Origin of the sequence: Pedobacter ginsengisoli (assembly GCF_002736205.1) — a bacterium.
Lineage (GTDB): Bacteria > Bacteroidota > Bacteroidia > Sphingobacteriales > Sphingobacteriaceae > Pedobacter > Pedobacter ginsengisoli_A.
On sequence record NZ_CP024091.1, the window covers coordinates 4,739,635 to 4,752,871 of the forward strand.

General features: G+C 37.4%; 14 protein-coding genes. 6 read left to right on the forward strand and 8 right to left on the reverse strand.

Annotated elements, in window-relative coordinates; all coding sequences use genetic code 11:
- Positions 1–2: 2 nt before the first annotated feature.
- The 3 genes from CPT03_RS19855 to CPT03_RS19865 are packed head-to-tail and all read right to left on the reverse strand — an operon-like array spanning position 3 to position 3,854.
- On the reverse strand, positions 3–749 hold the full coding sequence (locus CPT03_RS19855) for a lysophospholipid acyltransferase family protein (RefSeq protein WP_099440458.1): 747 nt from the start codon (positions 747–749) through the stop codon (positions 3–5).
- 40 nt (positions 750–789) lie between these two features.
- A complete protein-coding gene (locus CPT03_RS19860; protein WP_099440459.1) occupies positions 790–1,344 on the reverse strand; it encodes an NUDIX domain-containing protein in 555 nt (184 codons plus the stop codon).
- A gap of 20 nt (positions 1,345–1,364) precedes the next feature.
- Positions 1,365–3,854, reverse strand: a complete 2,490-nt coding sequence (locus CPT03_RS19865) for a TonB-dependent receptor domain-containing protein (RefSeq protein WP_099440460.1) — start codon at positions 3,852–3,854, stop codon at positions 1,365–1,367.
- A 94-nt stretch (positions 3,855–3,948) separates the two neighbouring features.
- On the opposite strand from CPT03_RS19865, the gene CPT03_RS19870 reads away from it, so the two are divergent.
- A complete protein-coding gene (locus CPT03_RS19870) occupies positions 3,949–4,551 on the forward strand; it encodes a thioredoxin family protein (protein ID WP_245869901.1) in 603 nt (200 codons plus the stop codon).
- Here CPT03_RS19870 and CPT03_RS19875 read toward each other — a convergent pair.
- A complete protein-coding gene (locus tag CPT03_RS19875) occupies positions 4,548–4,829 on the reverse strand; it encodes an ATP-dependent Clp protease adaptor ClpS (RefSeq protein ID WP_039866272.1) in 282 nt (93 codons plus the stop codon). The genes CPT03_RS19870 and CPT03_RS19875 overlap by 4 nt on opposite strands.
- 80 nt (positions 4,830–4,909) lie before the next feature.
- On the opposite strand from CPT03_RS19875, the gene CPT03_RS19880 reads away from it, so the two are divergent.
- Complete coding sequence (locus CPT03_RS19880) at positions 4,910–5,956, forward strand: 3-oxoacyl-ACP synthase III family protein (RefSeq protein ID WP_099440462.1); 1,047 nt, start codon at positions 4,910–4,912, stop codon at positions 5,954–5,956.
- A 19-nt stretch (positions 5,957–5,975) separates the two neighbouring features.
- Here CPT03_RS19880 and CPT03_RS19885 read toward each other — a convergent pair whose 3' ends face one another.
- Genes CPT03_RS19885 through dcd form a run of 4 tightly spaced genes read right to left on the reverse strand, consistent with a single transcriptional unit; the run spans position 5,976 to position 10,893 of the window.
- Complete coding sequence (locus CPT03_RS19885) at positions 5,976–6,851, reverse strand: SDR family oxidoreductase (protein WP_099440463.1); 876 nt, start codon at positions 6,849–6,851, stop codon at positions 5,976–5,978.
- A gap of 3 nt (positions 6,852–6,854) precedes the next feature.
- Positions 6,855–7,616 carry an enoyl-CoA hydratase/isomerase family protein gene (locus CPT03_RS19890; RefSeq protein WP_099440464.1) on the reverse strand — a complete coding sequence of 254 codons (762 nt, stop codon included), beginning with the start codon at positions 7,614–7,616 and terminating at the stop codon, positions 6,855–6,857.
- A gap of 8 nt (positions 7,617–7,624) precedes the next feature.
- Complete coding sequence (locus CPT03_RS19895) at positions 7,625–10,309, reverse strand: carboxypeptidase-like regulatory domain-containing protein (RefSeq protein WP_099440465.1); 2,685 nt, start codon at positions 10,307–10,309, stop codon at positions 7,625–7,627.
- Between the two features lie 47 nt (positions 10,310–10,356).
- Positions 10,357–10,893 (reverse strand): dCTP deaminase, encoded by a 537-nt coding sequence (gene dcd / locus CPT03_RS19900; RefSeq protein ID WP_099440466.1) that lies wholly within the window; start codon positions 10,891–10,893, stop codon positions 10,357–10,359.
- A gap of 67 nt (positions 10,894–10,960) precedes the next feature.
- Here dcd and CPT03_RS19905 point away from each other — a divergent pair, with 67 nt between their 5' ends.
- The 4 genes from CPT03_RS19905 to CPT03_RS19920 all read left to right on the forward strand — a co-directional run bounded on the left by CPT03_RS19905 (position 10,961) and on the right by CPT03_RS19920 (position 13,215).
- Positions 10,961–11,602, forward strand: coding sequence for a 4'-phosphopantetheinyl transferase family protein (locus CPT03_RS19905; RefSeq protein ID WP_099440467.1), 642 nt, complete (start codon positions 10,961–10,963; stop codon positions 11,600–11,602).
- 12 nt (positions 11,603–11,614) lie between these two features.
- On the forward strand, positions 11,615–12,310 hold the full coding sequence (gene lipB / locus CPT03_RS19910) for a lipoyl(octanoyl) transferase LipB (RefSeq protein WP_099440468.1): 696 nt from the start codon (positions 11,615–11,617) through the stop codon (positions 12,308–12,310).
- Positions 12,311–12,396: 86 nt separating this feature from the next.
- A complete protein-coding gene (locus CPT03_RS19915) occupies positions 12,397–12,873 on the forward strand; it encodes a DUF5684 domain-containing protein (RefSeq protein ID WP_099440469.1) in 477 nt (158 codons plus the stop codon).
- A gap of 6 nt (positions 12,874–12,879) precedes the next feature.
- Positions 12,880–13,215: a DUF2752 domain-containing protein gene (locus CPT03_RS19920; RefSeq protein WP_099441199.1), complete on the forward strand. Its 336-nt coding sequence runs from the start codon at positions 12,880–12,882 to the stop codon at positions 13,213–13,215.
- Positions 13,216–13,237: the final 22 nt, after the last annotated feature.

A 13,237-nucleotide genomic window follows, 5' to 3' on the forward strand; every position in this document is an offset into this window, starting at 1 on the left:
ATTTATGCTTGGATAACTTGATTCAGTTTAGTTCTTATTGCGTTTTCGGCTTCAAGAGTAACTATTTCAGGGTTTCTTCTATCTGGTTCTATTGGATTTAAAACGGTCCATCTCAGGCGTTCTCCGAAACTTAAAGGAAAGCTGCCATACTGAACAAGTTTCCATGAATTTTCTATTGCAACAGGGACTATTAGGGCATTGGGTACAACTTTTAATAGCGTAGCAATTCCGCCTACCTGGAAGCTTTTTAGCTTGCCATCCTTTGCTCGCGTACCTTCAGGAAAGATCATAGTAGACCAGGTATTTTCTTTCATTCTACGGCCTAATTTTATGATTTCTGAAATTGCTTGCTTGCTATCTTTGCGATCTATGTTTGCTCCACCCCCATATTTAAGGTTAAAAGATATGGAGGGAATACCTTTAGTGAGTTCAATTTTAGAAATGAATTTGACATGGTACCTTCTTAAAAACCATATTAAAGCAGGAATATCGTACATGCTTTGGTGGTTTGCAACAAAGATGATTGGTCTGTTTAAAGGAAGATCATGATCATTCCTGAATGTTATTGATGAGCCTAAGAATAAATCGCAGTAAGTAAGGAAGAAATTAAGTATATCTACTGAAGTTTTATGGGCTTTGTATCCAAACAAACGATAAGAAACCCATTGAATAGGTTGAAATATAATCAGTGTTAAAAAGAAAAACAGATAAAAGATAGGGCTAAAAATATAGCCAAAAAATTTATTCATAGTTTATACGGTAAAGCTGAACAAAATTACTGTATTTTGATTACAAATGACCTTCCTGCAATAGAATTTTAGTTTTCAAGATCGCGGCCACACTCATACTGTCAGTAATTTCCCCATTAATAACCATATTATAGACATCAATAAATGGAAGTTTTTTAACTACAAGCTGCTCGGTTTCTTCGGGTGATGAAACTCCAGGGGTTAGGTCTTTTGCAACATATATTATTGCAAGTTCATCACTTACGGAGTTTGATAAATGCATCCTTTGGATTTCAATCCATTCGGTGGCCATAAGCCCCGTCTCTTCAGCAAGTTCACGCTTTGCCGAATCTAAAGGATCCCCCAAAAGAGCCCCTCCTCCTTCGGGAATTTCCCAGCTGTAAGCTTTTATGGGGAATCTGTACTGTCCAACCAGCCAAGTGTTTAAATTTTCATCAAGTGGCAAAATGCCTATCGCGATATTTTTGAAATGTACTTCGCCATAAATGCCTTTGCCACCTGAGGGATTGATAACCTGATGTTCTGTTAAGCCAATCCAGTTATTCTCGTATATTTTATTGCTCTCTATGGTTTTCCATGGGTTTGCATTTTCCATGGATGCAATATACAAATTAACTAAAATGATTCTTCATCAGGTCGGGAGTCCTGCTGATCTTGTTTCTTCGTTTTTTTGAATTTAAAATCGTTATTTCCAAAGCGGTAAGAGTAAGTTAAATTCGCCATGGTTCCCTGCATATATCTTCTAAAATCGATTGTTGAGGTGGTTCCATTAGTAGTCATGCTCCATCTGCGGGTACTAAACACATCTCTTATATTTAGGCTGAGTGATGATTTTTTATCTTTAAAATCATATTTAGCTCCGGCATCTACACCGTACATTGCATTTCTTTTGCCTTGTGCCATTACCTCAGGTGCGCGGTAATCTCCCCTGATTTGGAGAGATATGTTATATGGTAAAGAGAAGTTGTTGGTTAGGTTGGCATTCCAGCTGAAACCAGAGTTCTCTACAATTCCAAAAGCAGGTACTCCGTTAATTTTGCTTTGATATAAATTTACGTTGGTTGTAAAGTTCCAGGCTTTGGCAACATCAACACGGCCAATTAATTCAAGACCGCTTGCTAGTTGTTTGGTTAAGTTTTGAGGAGTAACAATAGTGATTCCATTTTCATCAGGCTCTGTTCTTATTCTTTGTATCACATCATTGGTTTGACGCATATATGCGCTGGAAGTGAATGTTACCTTAGGCCAGAATTTGCTATAGCTTAACTCAAAAGCATGCACATCTTCAGGTTTCAGGTTGGGATTACCCTGACGGTAATTAAGTGGATCAGAAACATCAAGAAATGGATTGGTATCCCATCCTCTTGGCCTGTTAACCCTTCTGCTATAGCTAAGCTGTACTTGTTGCTCACCTTTAAATTTTTGAGTTAGGTATACACTGGGATATAGCCTTGTATAGGCAACTTTTCCCGGAATGTATTCTAACTGATTTAATTTGTACATTCCTAAACGGGTGTCTAATGTAGCATCTTCTGCTCTAAGGCCAACCTGATAACCAAAATTCTTAACCTGATTTTGGTAATTGAAATAAAGCGCATGAACCTGGTCTTTACTGTTAAACTCATTGGTTAAGGCGAAGTTTATTTCGTATTCTCCGGTCAGGTTGTTTAACTGATCAGAGAATGCTGTATTTTCGGCCAAACGGATCTGACTTCTGTAGCCTGCTTCAATTTTACCAGCTTTACCAATTGGTAAGGTATAATCTGTTTGAACATTATAATTTCTATTAAAACCACTTCCATTATTTCGCAGAATGCTTGGTAATGAGCTGGCAGTTTCTCCATCAATGTTGTAAATGTTTGTGCTGTAAATCTGATCGTTGTCATTTGTCCCTTCAGAAAAACTTAGATTAAAAGTAAGCTCTTCTCGTGGTTTTTTGAATTTTTGACTATAATCAAGGTTAAGATCGTAGCTGCTACCAAAACCATTGTTGGTATTGTTCCTGTTGCTTAATTCTAAAGGATTTTTAACGCCATCCAGCTTATCGATATTAAGGAATTCACTTCTGTTATTGTCTCTTGAATTGAAACCTCCTGAGAAACTGATAACACTTTTATCTGTAATGCTATAATCGATTCCGGCTTTTATGTTATGGCCATTGTCTTGTGATTTTGAATCAGTATTTTGATTTGCGAAAATAGTAGGGAAAGGACTATCTAAATAAGTTATATTGCTGTATCCACCACCAATACGGTTACCATAACGATAGCCGTAGTTACCATAAAGGTTTATTTTTTTATTTTGGAAGCTCAGGTTTGTACTTGCATTGTAGTTGTCGCGGTTACCTGCACTAAATGCTGCAGAGCCATTAAAACCTAATTTCTTATTCTTTTTTAATACAATATTGATAATTCCCGATTGCCCTTCTGCATCATATTTAGCAGATGGATTGGTAATCAACTCAACGCTTTCAATAGAACTGGCAGGTATAGACTGCAGAATTTGAGCAACGTTTCCGCCTGCTATCAGGGATGGTTTACCATCTATTAAAACCTTTACACCTGTTGATCCTCTCAGGCTTACATTACCATCAATATCCGTTTGTACCGAAGGTACATTTTGAAGTAAATCTGAAGCAGAACCGCCTTCGCTAACTAAACTTTGATCTACCGAGAAAACTTTTTTATCTATACCAAGCTGAATGGCACTCTTTTGTGCTGTAATTGCCACCTCGTTTAATACTGTTCCCTTAGCAGGCTTCATTTTAATTGTGCCAAGGTTAATTAATTTTTGAGCATCTGAAATGGAAACAGAGTCTCTAACCATAGTTTGGTAACCAACGTAACTTATTTTGAAAGTAAATACTCCTTTGGGTAAGCCATTAATTAATAAATTACCATTTACATCTGTTTGCGCACCTTTAATAATTGCTTTTGTTTTTCTGTTAAGGATAGTAGCTGTAGCAAAGGGCACTGTTTCATTACTTTGTGCATCAACAACTTTGGCCGTAATTTGACCTTCGCCTGTGGTTTGGGCATTAAGTTTTACAGTTGCAATACAAAAGACAATAGTTAAAAACAGTACTTTGCGTATGGAATTCTTCATTCGGATCTTTCTTTTTTAATGGGTTTGTTTAAAGAGGGACAAAGAAACGGCGGGAAAGTTTAATTATAAAGGAGTAACTATTTTATTACAGCAGATGATGATAAACTACACAAATATCTTTGTTAATGAGGGGATGACTTACCAGGAATATAGAAGTCTGATTAATGAACTTTTATTAAATCATAAAACCACTGGCCCTGATGATTCGGATGCAATGCTACATTATACAAAGATGAATGTGCAGAGAATGAACAGGGTTGATAAAACGGTGAAGTTAAATGATACTTTCTTGGATGTTCTTGGTGCTGTGAAAAATAAATATCGGTTTTTGGTAATTTCTGAAGGATGGTGTGGAGATGCGGCCCAGATTGTTCCGGTTTTCGAAAAAATAGCAGCTAGCTTTATTGATAAATTTGAACTCAGATTTGTTTTGAGAGACAAGAACTTGCCGCTGATTGATGCACACCTTACCAAAGGTGGCAGAGCTATCCCGGTATTATTAATTCTGGATGAAAAAGGAAATGTTTTAACAAAATGGGGCCCAAGACCTGATATCTTGCAGGAGTTGCTAGCCGGTTGGAAAAGAGACAGCAGTGATATGATGGAAATTGCCGAAAAACTTCATGGATGGTATGCCAAGGATAAGACTCAAACTACCCAACAAGAATTAATGGAAATATTTAGGGATTTAGCCTAGTCTACAGAAACGGTTAAGCCCTCCTGCTGAAGAATTTTGCGGTAAACTTCCATTTCAGTAAAAGAACCCTCTAAAACTGCACATTTACCTTTGTTGTGTACTTCCCACGCAATTTTTTCAGCCTGGCTTTCAGAATAATCCAAATATTTCATCATGCAGTGAATTACATGATCAAAAGTATTTACATCGTCGTTCCATAATATTAAGCGGTGAATTGTTTTTAATGAGGTAAGAATCTCTTCTAATGTAAATGTTTCCTCTTTGGTTTCTGTTGACATATTACAAAAATAAGCTTATTTCAAAATAATGTTGTAGTTAAAGTTATTTTTGCTTAAAATTTGTAATAAACTCAAATATAATGCAGCGTTCAAAGATTGCCGGTATTGGCTACTATGTACCCAAAAATGTTTATTCTAATAATGATTTATCTCGTTTTATGGATACAAACGATGAATGGATACAAGAACGTACCGGAATTAAAGAACGTCGCTTTGCTGATAGGCTTGAAGAAACCACGACAACCATGGGCATTGAGGCTGCTAAAATTGCAATAGAACGAGCAGGTATTACTGCGCAGGATATAGATTTTATCATCTTTGCCACCCTTAGTCCTGATTATTATTTTCCAGGTTGCGGAGTTCTTTTACAGCGGGAAATGAAGATGAAAGAAATAGGTGCATTGGATATCCGTAATCAGTGTTCAGGCTTTGTTTATGCGCTATCTGTGGCAGACCAGTTTATAAAAACCGGAATGTATAAGAATATCCTGGTAGTTGGGAGTGAAAAGCATTCATTTGCTATGGATTTTGAGACAAGGAGTAGAAACGTTTCTGTCATATTTGGCGATGGGGCAGGAGCGGTTGTTTTACAACCCACACAGAAAGAAAATCAGGGTATTTTAAGCACACACTTGCATAGTGATGGGGCTGATGCCGAGATTTTGGCAATGTATTATCCCGGAGCTTCAGCAAATAAATGGCTTAAAGGTAAGCCAGGATATCCTGATAAAGAGCTTGGGGGTTTATTCATGACCACAGAACAATTGGAAAGTGGTGCTGCATTACCTTACATGGATGGGCCAGCCGTATTTAAAAAAGCTGTAGTGAAATTCCCGGAAGTAATAAAAGAAGCTCTAAGTGCAAATAACCTTACGGAGAAGGATATTGATATGTTGGTTCCTCATCAGGCTAACTTAAGAATAAGTCAATATGTGCAGCAGCTGTTAGGCTTAAGCGACAACCAGGTATTTAACAATATTCAGAAATACGGAAATACTACGGCAGCCTCAGTTCCTATTGCGCTTTGCGAGGCATGGGAAGAAGGTAAAATTAAAGATGGTGACCTTGTTTGCCTTGCAGCCTTTGGTTCTGGCTTTACATGGGCAAGTGCCTTAATTAGGTGGTAAGATTACAGGCACTTAAGCACTAGCTTCCCTTTGCTGATCTTGTCATTTGTTCAAAGGCATCCCACATCTCATTTGGAATGGCTTCGAGACCATTAAACTGACCTGCTCCTTGTAACCACTCCCCTCCATCAATAGTAATGACCTCTCCATTAATATAACCCGCAAAATCACTTATCAGAAATGCCGCTAAATTGGCCAGTTCCTGATGTTCGCCAACACGTTTCAATGGTACCCGGTTCTTGAAATCAAACTTCTGTGCCAGATCACCGGGCAATAAACGTTCCCATGCACCTTTGGTAGGAAATGGCCCGGGGGCAATTGCATTTGTGCGGATACCATACTTACCCCATTCAACCGCTAAGGAGCGCGTCATGGCTAATACGCCACCTTTGGCGCAGGCTGATGGTACTACATAGGCCGAGCCTGTAAAGGCATAGGTAGTAACAATGTTTAAAACACTTGCAGCTTGTTTTTCCTTTATCCAATGTTTGCCAAATGCCAATGTGCAGTTTACAGAGCCTTTTAAAACAATATCTATTATTGAAGAAAAAGCATTAGCCGATAAACGTTCAGTTGGTGAAATGAAATTTCCGGCAGCATTGTTAAGCAAGGCATCAACCTTTCCAAAGGTTTTTAAAGTCTCATTTAAAACCTGCTCCACCTGTTCATATTCCCTAACGTCACAAGCCAGTGCCAATACTTTTCCGCCGGTTTCTTTCTCCATTTCCAAAGCTGTTTTCTGTAGCACATCAAGTTTGCGGCTTGTGATAACCAGGTTTGCGCCTAGTCTCAAAAAATAAGTGCCCATAGCTTTCCCTAAGCCGGTACCACCTCCCGTAACTACAATTGTTTTTCCTTTTAAGGCATCATCTCTTAACATTGGCTGGTTGAACATGGCTTATTTCTTTTGCAGGTTATCAATAATTGTTTTTAAAATATTACGGGTTGCAGGAGCCCACCATTGTTTTAACATTGCCTGCAACGCTTCACTTTGGTTTGCACTGGTTACAGCAATTAAATCTTTTCTAATACTGAGCTTGCTTTGTTCCCATGTATTGCGCTCCATAGCCATATACTTTCTGATCTTTCTTTCGGCAGCAGTAAGGATACTGGCCGGATTTACAACTTCATCTACAAGGCCTATTTGCAATGCCTCTTCAGGAGTAAATAGCTTTCCTTCTAAAAGACTTCTGGTTGCATTGGCCTGGCCCATCCAGAATGCGTATAGGTTAAAAATGCTGTTAGGCACAATAATGCCCACAGGAATTTCATTTAGTCCGATAATATATTTCCCTTCGGCCATTATCCTGTAATCGCATGCCAGGGCTATAACACATCCCCCGGCAGGACTGTGGCCATTTACTGCTGCTATTAGTGGTTTTTTAAATGAAGTTATTGTTGCTGTAAAATTTAGAAACAGATGCCAGAAAGATTCTGCCTCTTGTTCTGAATAATTGTATAGTTCTATAAGATCAAGACCGGCAGAGAAGAAATGCTCTTTGCCGGTAATAATTACGCCTGCAATGTTAGCATCAGACGATATGTTTGTAAGTATGTCATTTAACTCCGTAATCATTTCACGGTTAAGCGCGTTAGATTTACCTCTGTCGAGCGTTATAATACTTAAATGATCTTTTATGGTGACTTTAATTGTATTCATTTATATATTTATTTTACTTCATAGGTATAAACTGTTCTGGCTAAATTTCCAAGCATATCCATGCCTTCTATAACCATCCTATAGGTTCCAGGTTCGTCTGAATTGAAGTAACTGAATTCTGCTTTTCCGCTTTCATTAGTTACAATATTTGGCACCCAATAAATGGTAGTCCTATAATCTGGTCTGCTATCAGGAGCATCATATTTTGGAGAATAGAATTCCCTTGGGGTATAATATCCTTTAGGAGAAAAAGGTATAATGCCAGGCGTAAACGTAGAGGCACTGGAATAGCCACCACCACGTTTAGTAGTAATAATTAAGACGCCACCTCCGCCTCTGCTGCCATAAATTGCAGTATTACCTGCTGATTTTAGTACTTCAATGGTTTCTATATCCATTGGATTTATGTTATCCAGAAAATCGCCTTCCATTTGCATTCCATCTAAAACTATCGACATCGGGACGTTGTTGTTCCTCAATAAATAAGGAGTTCCGTTTCTAATGATCAGGCCGGCAACACGACCCTGCAGACACTGAGAAAGTGTAGTACAATATTGAAGCTGGTCTGCAGTTATAACGGCGTCAGCATTACCCGCGCCATTTAAATTTGAAGAATTCTTTGCAGGATTCTTTTTCTCCACAATATTGACTTCTTTTAATAATATGGTGCGTTCAAGTATTCCACGTTTAGTTAAGTCGTCGAAATAATTTTCACTTTGTTTCAGATATCCTGATAAGGCTTCATTAACATTAATCTCTATATCACCAGTATTTTTATTTTTGGTTACTAACTGTCCGGAAACTACATCAAGTACTATATCCACACTTTTCTTGTTCTTTGCAGTTCTGGCTTGTACAATAAATTTGGTGCTGTCGTTAAAGATCAGGTTGTCAAAATTGAAACGGCCTTGAGCATCGGATAGTGTATCAATTGCAAATAACCCTCCTGAGGAAGAGAACAGAGATACTTTGGAGTTCGGTAAAGGCTTGCCACCATAGCTGGTAACCACGCCACTTATTTTTAATGATTTCTCTGGCTCATAACGAATATTGGGCGCGGCATTATTAATTATATTTTTCCATAATATCCTTCTCCATCCCTGGGTTAACATTAGATTATCTAAATCTTGCTGAGTTTTTTGATCATCCTGCAAAAAGTAATAGTTCGGTTTTTCTATGTAACCTATAAGATCTGACGTAAGTAAAAGGCTAGTAAAAATATTGCTTTCATTTTCCTCATCGGGCTTAACAGAAGCAGTGTTGGTAACCGCGATAGAAAAACTAGCCTGTACAGGTTTTTCTGCAAAATCAGCTTCAAGGTTTACATTTACTTTTTCCTTTTTATTGTAGCTCTGTTTTGCGGTGGTAACCTTTGTTGTTATTCTGTCTTTAACATTATTTACAAAAACAAGGCGCTCAGCAACAGGTACATTTTGGGCAGAAAATAAAGTAAGTTGAATAATACCCGAGGGCAGATCTTTTTTAGGAATAGACGTAGTTATAATTTGTTTTTGCGAAGAAGCCTTTGATATGAAATAAACATTTCCATTGTGTTGAGCAATAAGTTTTAATTCTCCGCCACCTATTAGGTCAGAACTTAGCAAAACCTTAGCTATAACATTTTCAGTATTGTTATTTACCGTAATGATATATCCCTTTTGCTGCACTCTTGGGAGGTTCACTGAGCTTTCGGAACCGTCTTTATACTTTACCTTGGCTGTATAGGTTTTTCCAGGCTGCGGATTGAGTATAAAACTACCAATTCCTAAGTGTTGTGTGCTAAATTGGGTTACTTCCTGTCCGTCGTTGTCTACAATTGACCCCTTTACATCTTCGCCCAGGCCGGAAGCATTTACAGCCTTAATTCCAATTTTATTAGGTAAACTTTCTACTAAGTTTCCACTTTCGGGGAAGAATTGAACATCTATAGTATTTGAGGTTGCCTTAACCGGAATTTCCTTGATTATCTTTTTCTTATCGGGAAGGGTTAAAGTGGCTATAATTTTCCCGGACTTATACAAAGATGGCTGAGTATTCAGAAAACTAATGTTTACCACTCCCTGATCATTAGTGGTGGCCTTTCCTTTTGCCAGGTTTCTGAAATTTAACTGAATCTCGTATGACACCTCATTTTGAGCATAAGGATTACCTTTTTTATCTGTAAATGTAATGCTGGCATCTACTTTTTCTGCAGTGCTTTGTTTACTAAAGGTGTAATGGGTGTTTGTAAACACCTGATTAGCCCATGAATTACCAATTTTTATAGTCTTATCGAAAAAGAACTCTGTACCGGCATTTTTCATCCATTGGGTGTATGCCCTTATTCGGTAGTTTCCTTCTGTAAAGGAATCGGGAAGTTTAAAGTCGCCCCAGGTAAAGCCTGAAATTACAGGTAATTTAATCTGCTTTTTAACTGAATCTTTCTCATTAATCAATTCAACATAAATCGCATTACTGATCGTAGATGGTTTTTCCGACTGTGCATTTAAAATGTACGCTTTAAACCAAATATCATCGCCAATGGCATAATAAGGTTTGTCTAGATGCAGATGAACCTTTTCCTGAGGATATTTTTCAATATATGCTTCAAGTTTCTTTATTAATGCACTAAACGGATCATCATCTGCTTTGTAAGCAAAAATTATAAGTATTCCAAAGCATAGCAACAGAGGCAGAATTAGCTTACGTTTCATAAATATGCACATTAACAAATAAAGCCTCAATATACGAAATATTAGCTTTAGAACTTATTCTTCCACATCATGCTTTCTACAGGTTTTGTGGTTTTATTGTTATATTTAGCATTGCTTTTGGTGTTATACATGGTTTGTATATCACCTTGTACCATAAAATAAATTAATTGGCCAATTGGCATTCCGGCATATACTCTTACAGGTTGAGCACACGAAATTTCTAATGTCCACGTATTGCAAAAACCTACATCTCCTTTTCCTGCAGTAGCATGTATATCAATTCCTAATCTGCCTGTGCTTGACTTTCCTTCTAGAAAAGGAATGTGGGCATGGGTTTCTGTATACTCTAAAGTAACGCCAAGATACAGTGTGCCTGGCTGTAATACATATCCTTCTTTTGGAATTTCGAAATGATCTATTTTATTGTGTGCTTTTGCATCAAGAACCCTGTCTTTATAAGTGGCCAGATATTTACCCAAATGAACATCGTATGAGTTCGTGCCAAGGCATTCAGGCTTAAAAGGCTCTATTATAATGGTTCCCTTATCTATTTCTTCAAGGATTCGTTTGTCGGACAGTATCATTTTATATAGTATTTGGACGAAATTATGATTAATTTAAGATACTTTTGCATAGTTTTCTAAAATAGAGATGCCTGTAGTTTTTAATAAAAATATTGACGAGGATACCATACTTGCCGTATGGAAAATCGAAGAAACTGAAGAGCAGCTGATTTCAGGTTTACAACTGAAACAGCATGAACTTGATGTGATTGCATCATTAAATAATGGCAAACGTCGGCTTCACTGGTTAAGTACAAGGGTTTTACTTAGGACAATGCTTAATACGTCTGAGTATATTGACTGTCGTATGGATGAACACGGTAAGCCATATCTTCCTAATCTTGGATACCATATTTCATTAAGCCATTCTTATGACTATGCTTCAGTAATTGTTGGTAAAAAGAAGAAAGTTGGAGTTGATATTGAGCTGATTAAACACAAAATAAAAAGTATTAAAAATAAGTTTCTGTCTGACTCGGAACTTGCCCAAAAGCAAATTGGTGATAATACTAATGGATTATATGTTTGCTGGTGTGCCAAAGAAGCTATTTATAAATGGCATGGGAGAAAAGGACTTGAGTTTAAACGTGATATCCATATTAAACCTTTTAAACTTAAGGACGAGGGTGGTTTGAACGCACTTGTTGATCTCCCTGAAGGGACTCAGGAGCTTACTGTATATTATTTTAAAACTAACGATGGTTATATGTTGGGCTATGTGGTAGCCTAACTTTTCATAAAAATGAATAAAAAAGTTGAATTTATAGATTGGGGGCTTGTTGATTATCAGGATGCCTGGGATAAACAGGAGACGCTGTTCAATCAGACTGTAGCTTTAAAAACTCAGAACCGAACAAATAACACCAATCTGGAGACCCCTAATTATTTGGTGTTTTGCGAGCATCCCCATGTTTATACCTTAGGGAAAAGCGGTCATCCGGAAAATTTATTACTTAATGAAGAAGGGTTAAAACAAAAGGAGGCCACTTATTATAAAATTAACCGCGGAGGAGATATAACTTATCATGGGCCTGGACAAATAGTGGGTTATCCAATTCTTGATCTCGATAACTTTTTTACAGATATCCATCTTTATTTAAGAACCCTTGAAGAGGCAGTTATTTTAACTCTCAATGATTATGGAATTATATCCGGCAGGTATCCTGGATTTACTGGAGTATGGCTGGATGCAGATAATGAAAAAGCGCGTAAAATATGTGCATTAGGGGTAAGATGCAGCCGATGGGTAACTATGCATGGTTTTGCATTTAATGTTAATGCTGATCTTGATTATTTTAAAAATATTGTGCCTTGTGGTATAGATGATAAAGATGTAACGTCGGTACAGCGTGAGTTAGGCCATCCGGTGGATATGGATGAAGTGAAAGGGAAATTGAAAAATCATATTGCCAGTCTATTCGGTATGAGGCTACTATGATTTTTACAGCTTTTTAAAAGTTGCGTGGAAATTTTGATTTTTTGACATAAAGATTATCTTTATAGTAAATTAAAACTCAAAAACCTATGGACTACAATTCAGAGTACTCTTCTGCCGCTGCCGGTATAGGCGCAGGCATGATTTTTTTGTATCTTGTGCTTCTCGTTCTCTACATCGTAGGAATGTGGAAAGTATTTGAAAAGGCAGGAAAGCCTGGCTGGGCAGCCATTATTCCCATTTATAATCTCATTGTATTAATAGAAATTGTTGGTAAACCGACAATTTGGATTCTTTGGTTATTAATACCATGTACTGCTCCAATATTTGGTATTTGGCTTACGAACCTTTTGAGTAAAAGCTTCGGAAAAACAGAAGGATTTACTGTGGGACTGGTTCTTTTTCCATTTATTTTCTTCCCAATATTAGGTTTTGGAGATGCTAAGTATTTAGGCCCTTCTGCTAAGGAAGCTCAAAACGGCTTTAATAATCCTAACAATCCTTTTGGCAATAACAATCCATTTAATGATCCGTTTAACAAACCTCCAACCACTCCTGGAATTTAATTGTTAGTGTTTATTACATATATCTTATCCGCCTGGTCTTCTTTTTTAGACAAGGCGGATATTTTTTTTCTTCCTTGCCCGTTTAAGTACGTCTTTAAAATAGATTGCCCCGGATGTGGATTTCAGCGTTCGGTATTGTTTCTCCTTAAGGGAGAATGGCAAAAGAGCTTTGATATGTATCCTCCTGCAATTCCACTTATCATTACTTTTGTTGTGGGCATATCGGCTAATTATTGGTTTGGTAAAAGAAGTGACCCGTTAATTAAAGCGTTATACCTGATTACAGGGTCAATTGTGTTATTCAATTACGTTTATAAAATGTGGATTCCTCACCTTCATTAGCATGTTTTATCAAATCCGTTTC

What these genes read in the sequence shown, in the direction of transcription:
- CPT03_RS19855 (WP_099440458.1), bottom strand. Translation starts at nt 749, where the DNA reads ATGAATAAATTTTTTGGCTATATTTTTAGCCCTATCTTTTATCTGTTT.
- CPT03_RS19860 (WP_099440459.1), bottom strand. Translation starts at nt 1,344, where the DNA reads ATGGAAAATGCAAACCCATGGAAAACCATAGAGAGCAATAAAATATAC.
- CPT03_RS19865 (WP_099440460.1), bottom strand. Translation starts at nt 3,854, where the DNA reads ATGAAGAATTCCATACGCAAAGTACTGTTTTTAACTATTGTCTTTTGT.
- CPT03_RS19870 (WP_245869901.1), top strand. Translation starts at nt 3,949, where the DNA reads ATGATGATAAACTACACAAATATCTTTGTTAATGAGGGGATGACTTAC.
- CPT03_RS19875 (WP_039866272.1), bottom strand. Translation starts at nt 4,829, where the DNA reads ATGTCAACAGAAACCAAAGAGGAAACATTTACATTAGAAGAGATTCTT.
- CPT03_RS19880 (WP_099440462.1), top strand. Translation starts at nt 4,910, where the DNA reads ATGCAGCGTTCAAAGATTGCCGGTATTGGCTACTATGTACCCAAAAAT.
- CPT03_RS19885 (WP_099440463.1), bottom strand. Translation starts at nt 6,851, where the DNA reads ATGTTCAACCAGCCAATGTTAAGAGATGATGCCTTAAAAGGAAAAACA.
- CPT03_RS19890 (WP_099440464.1), bottom strand. Translation starts at nt 7,616, where the DNA reads ATGAATACAATTAAAGTCACCATAAAAGATCATTTAAGTATTATAACG.
- CPT03_RS19895 (WP_099440465.1), bottom strand. Translation starts at nt 10,309, where the DNA reads ATGAAACGTAAGCTAATTCTGCCTCTGTTGCTATGCTTTGGAATACTT.
- dcd (WP_099440466.1), bottom strand. Translation starts at nt 10,893, where the DNA reads ATGATACTGTCCGACAAACGAATCCTTGAAGAAATAGATAAGGGAACC.
- CPT03_RS19905 (WP_099440467.1), top strand. Translation starts at nt 10,961, where the DNA reads ATGCCTGTAGTTTTTAATAAAAATATTGACGAGGATACCATACTTGCC.
- lipB (WP_099440468.1), top strand. Translation starts at nt 11,615, where the DNA reads ATGAATAAAAAAGTTGAATTTATAGATTGGGGGCTTGTTGATTATCAG.
- CPT03_RS19915 (WP_099440469.1), top strand. Translation starts at nt 12,397, where the DNA reads ATGGACTACAATTCAGAGTACTCTTCTGCCGCTGCCGGTATAGGCGCA.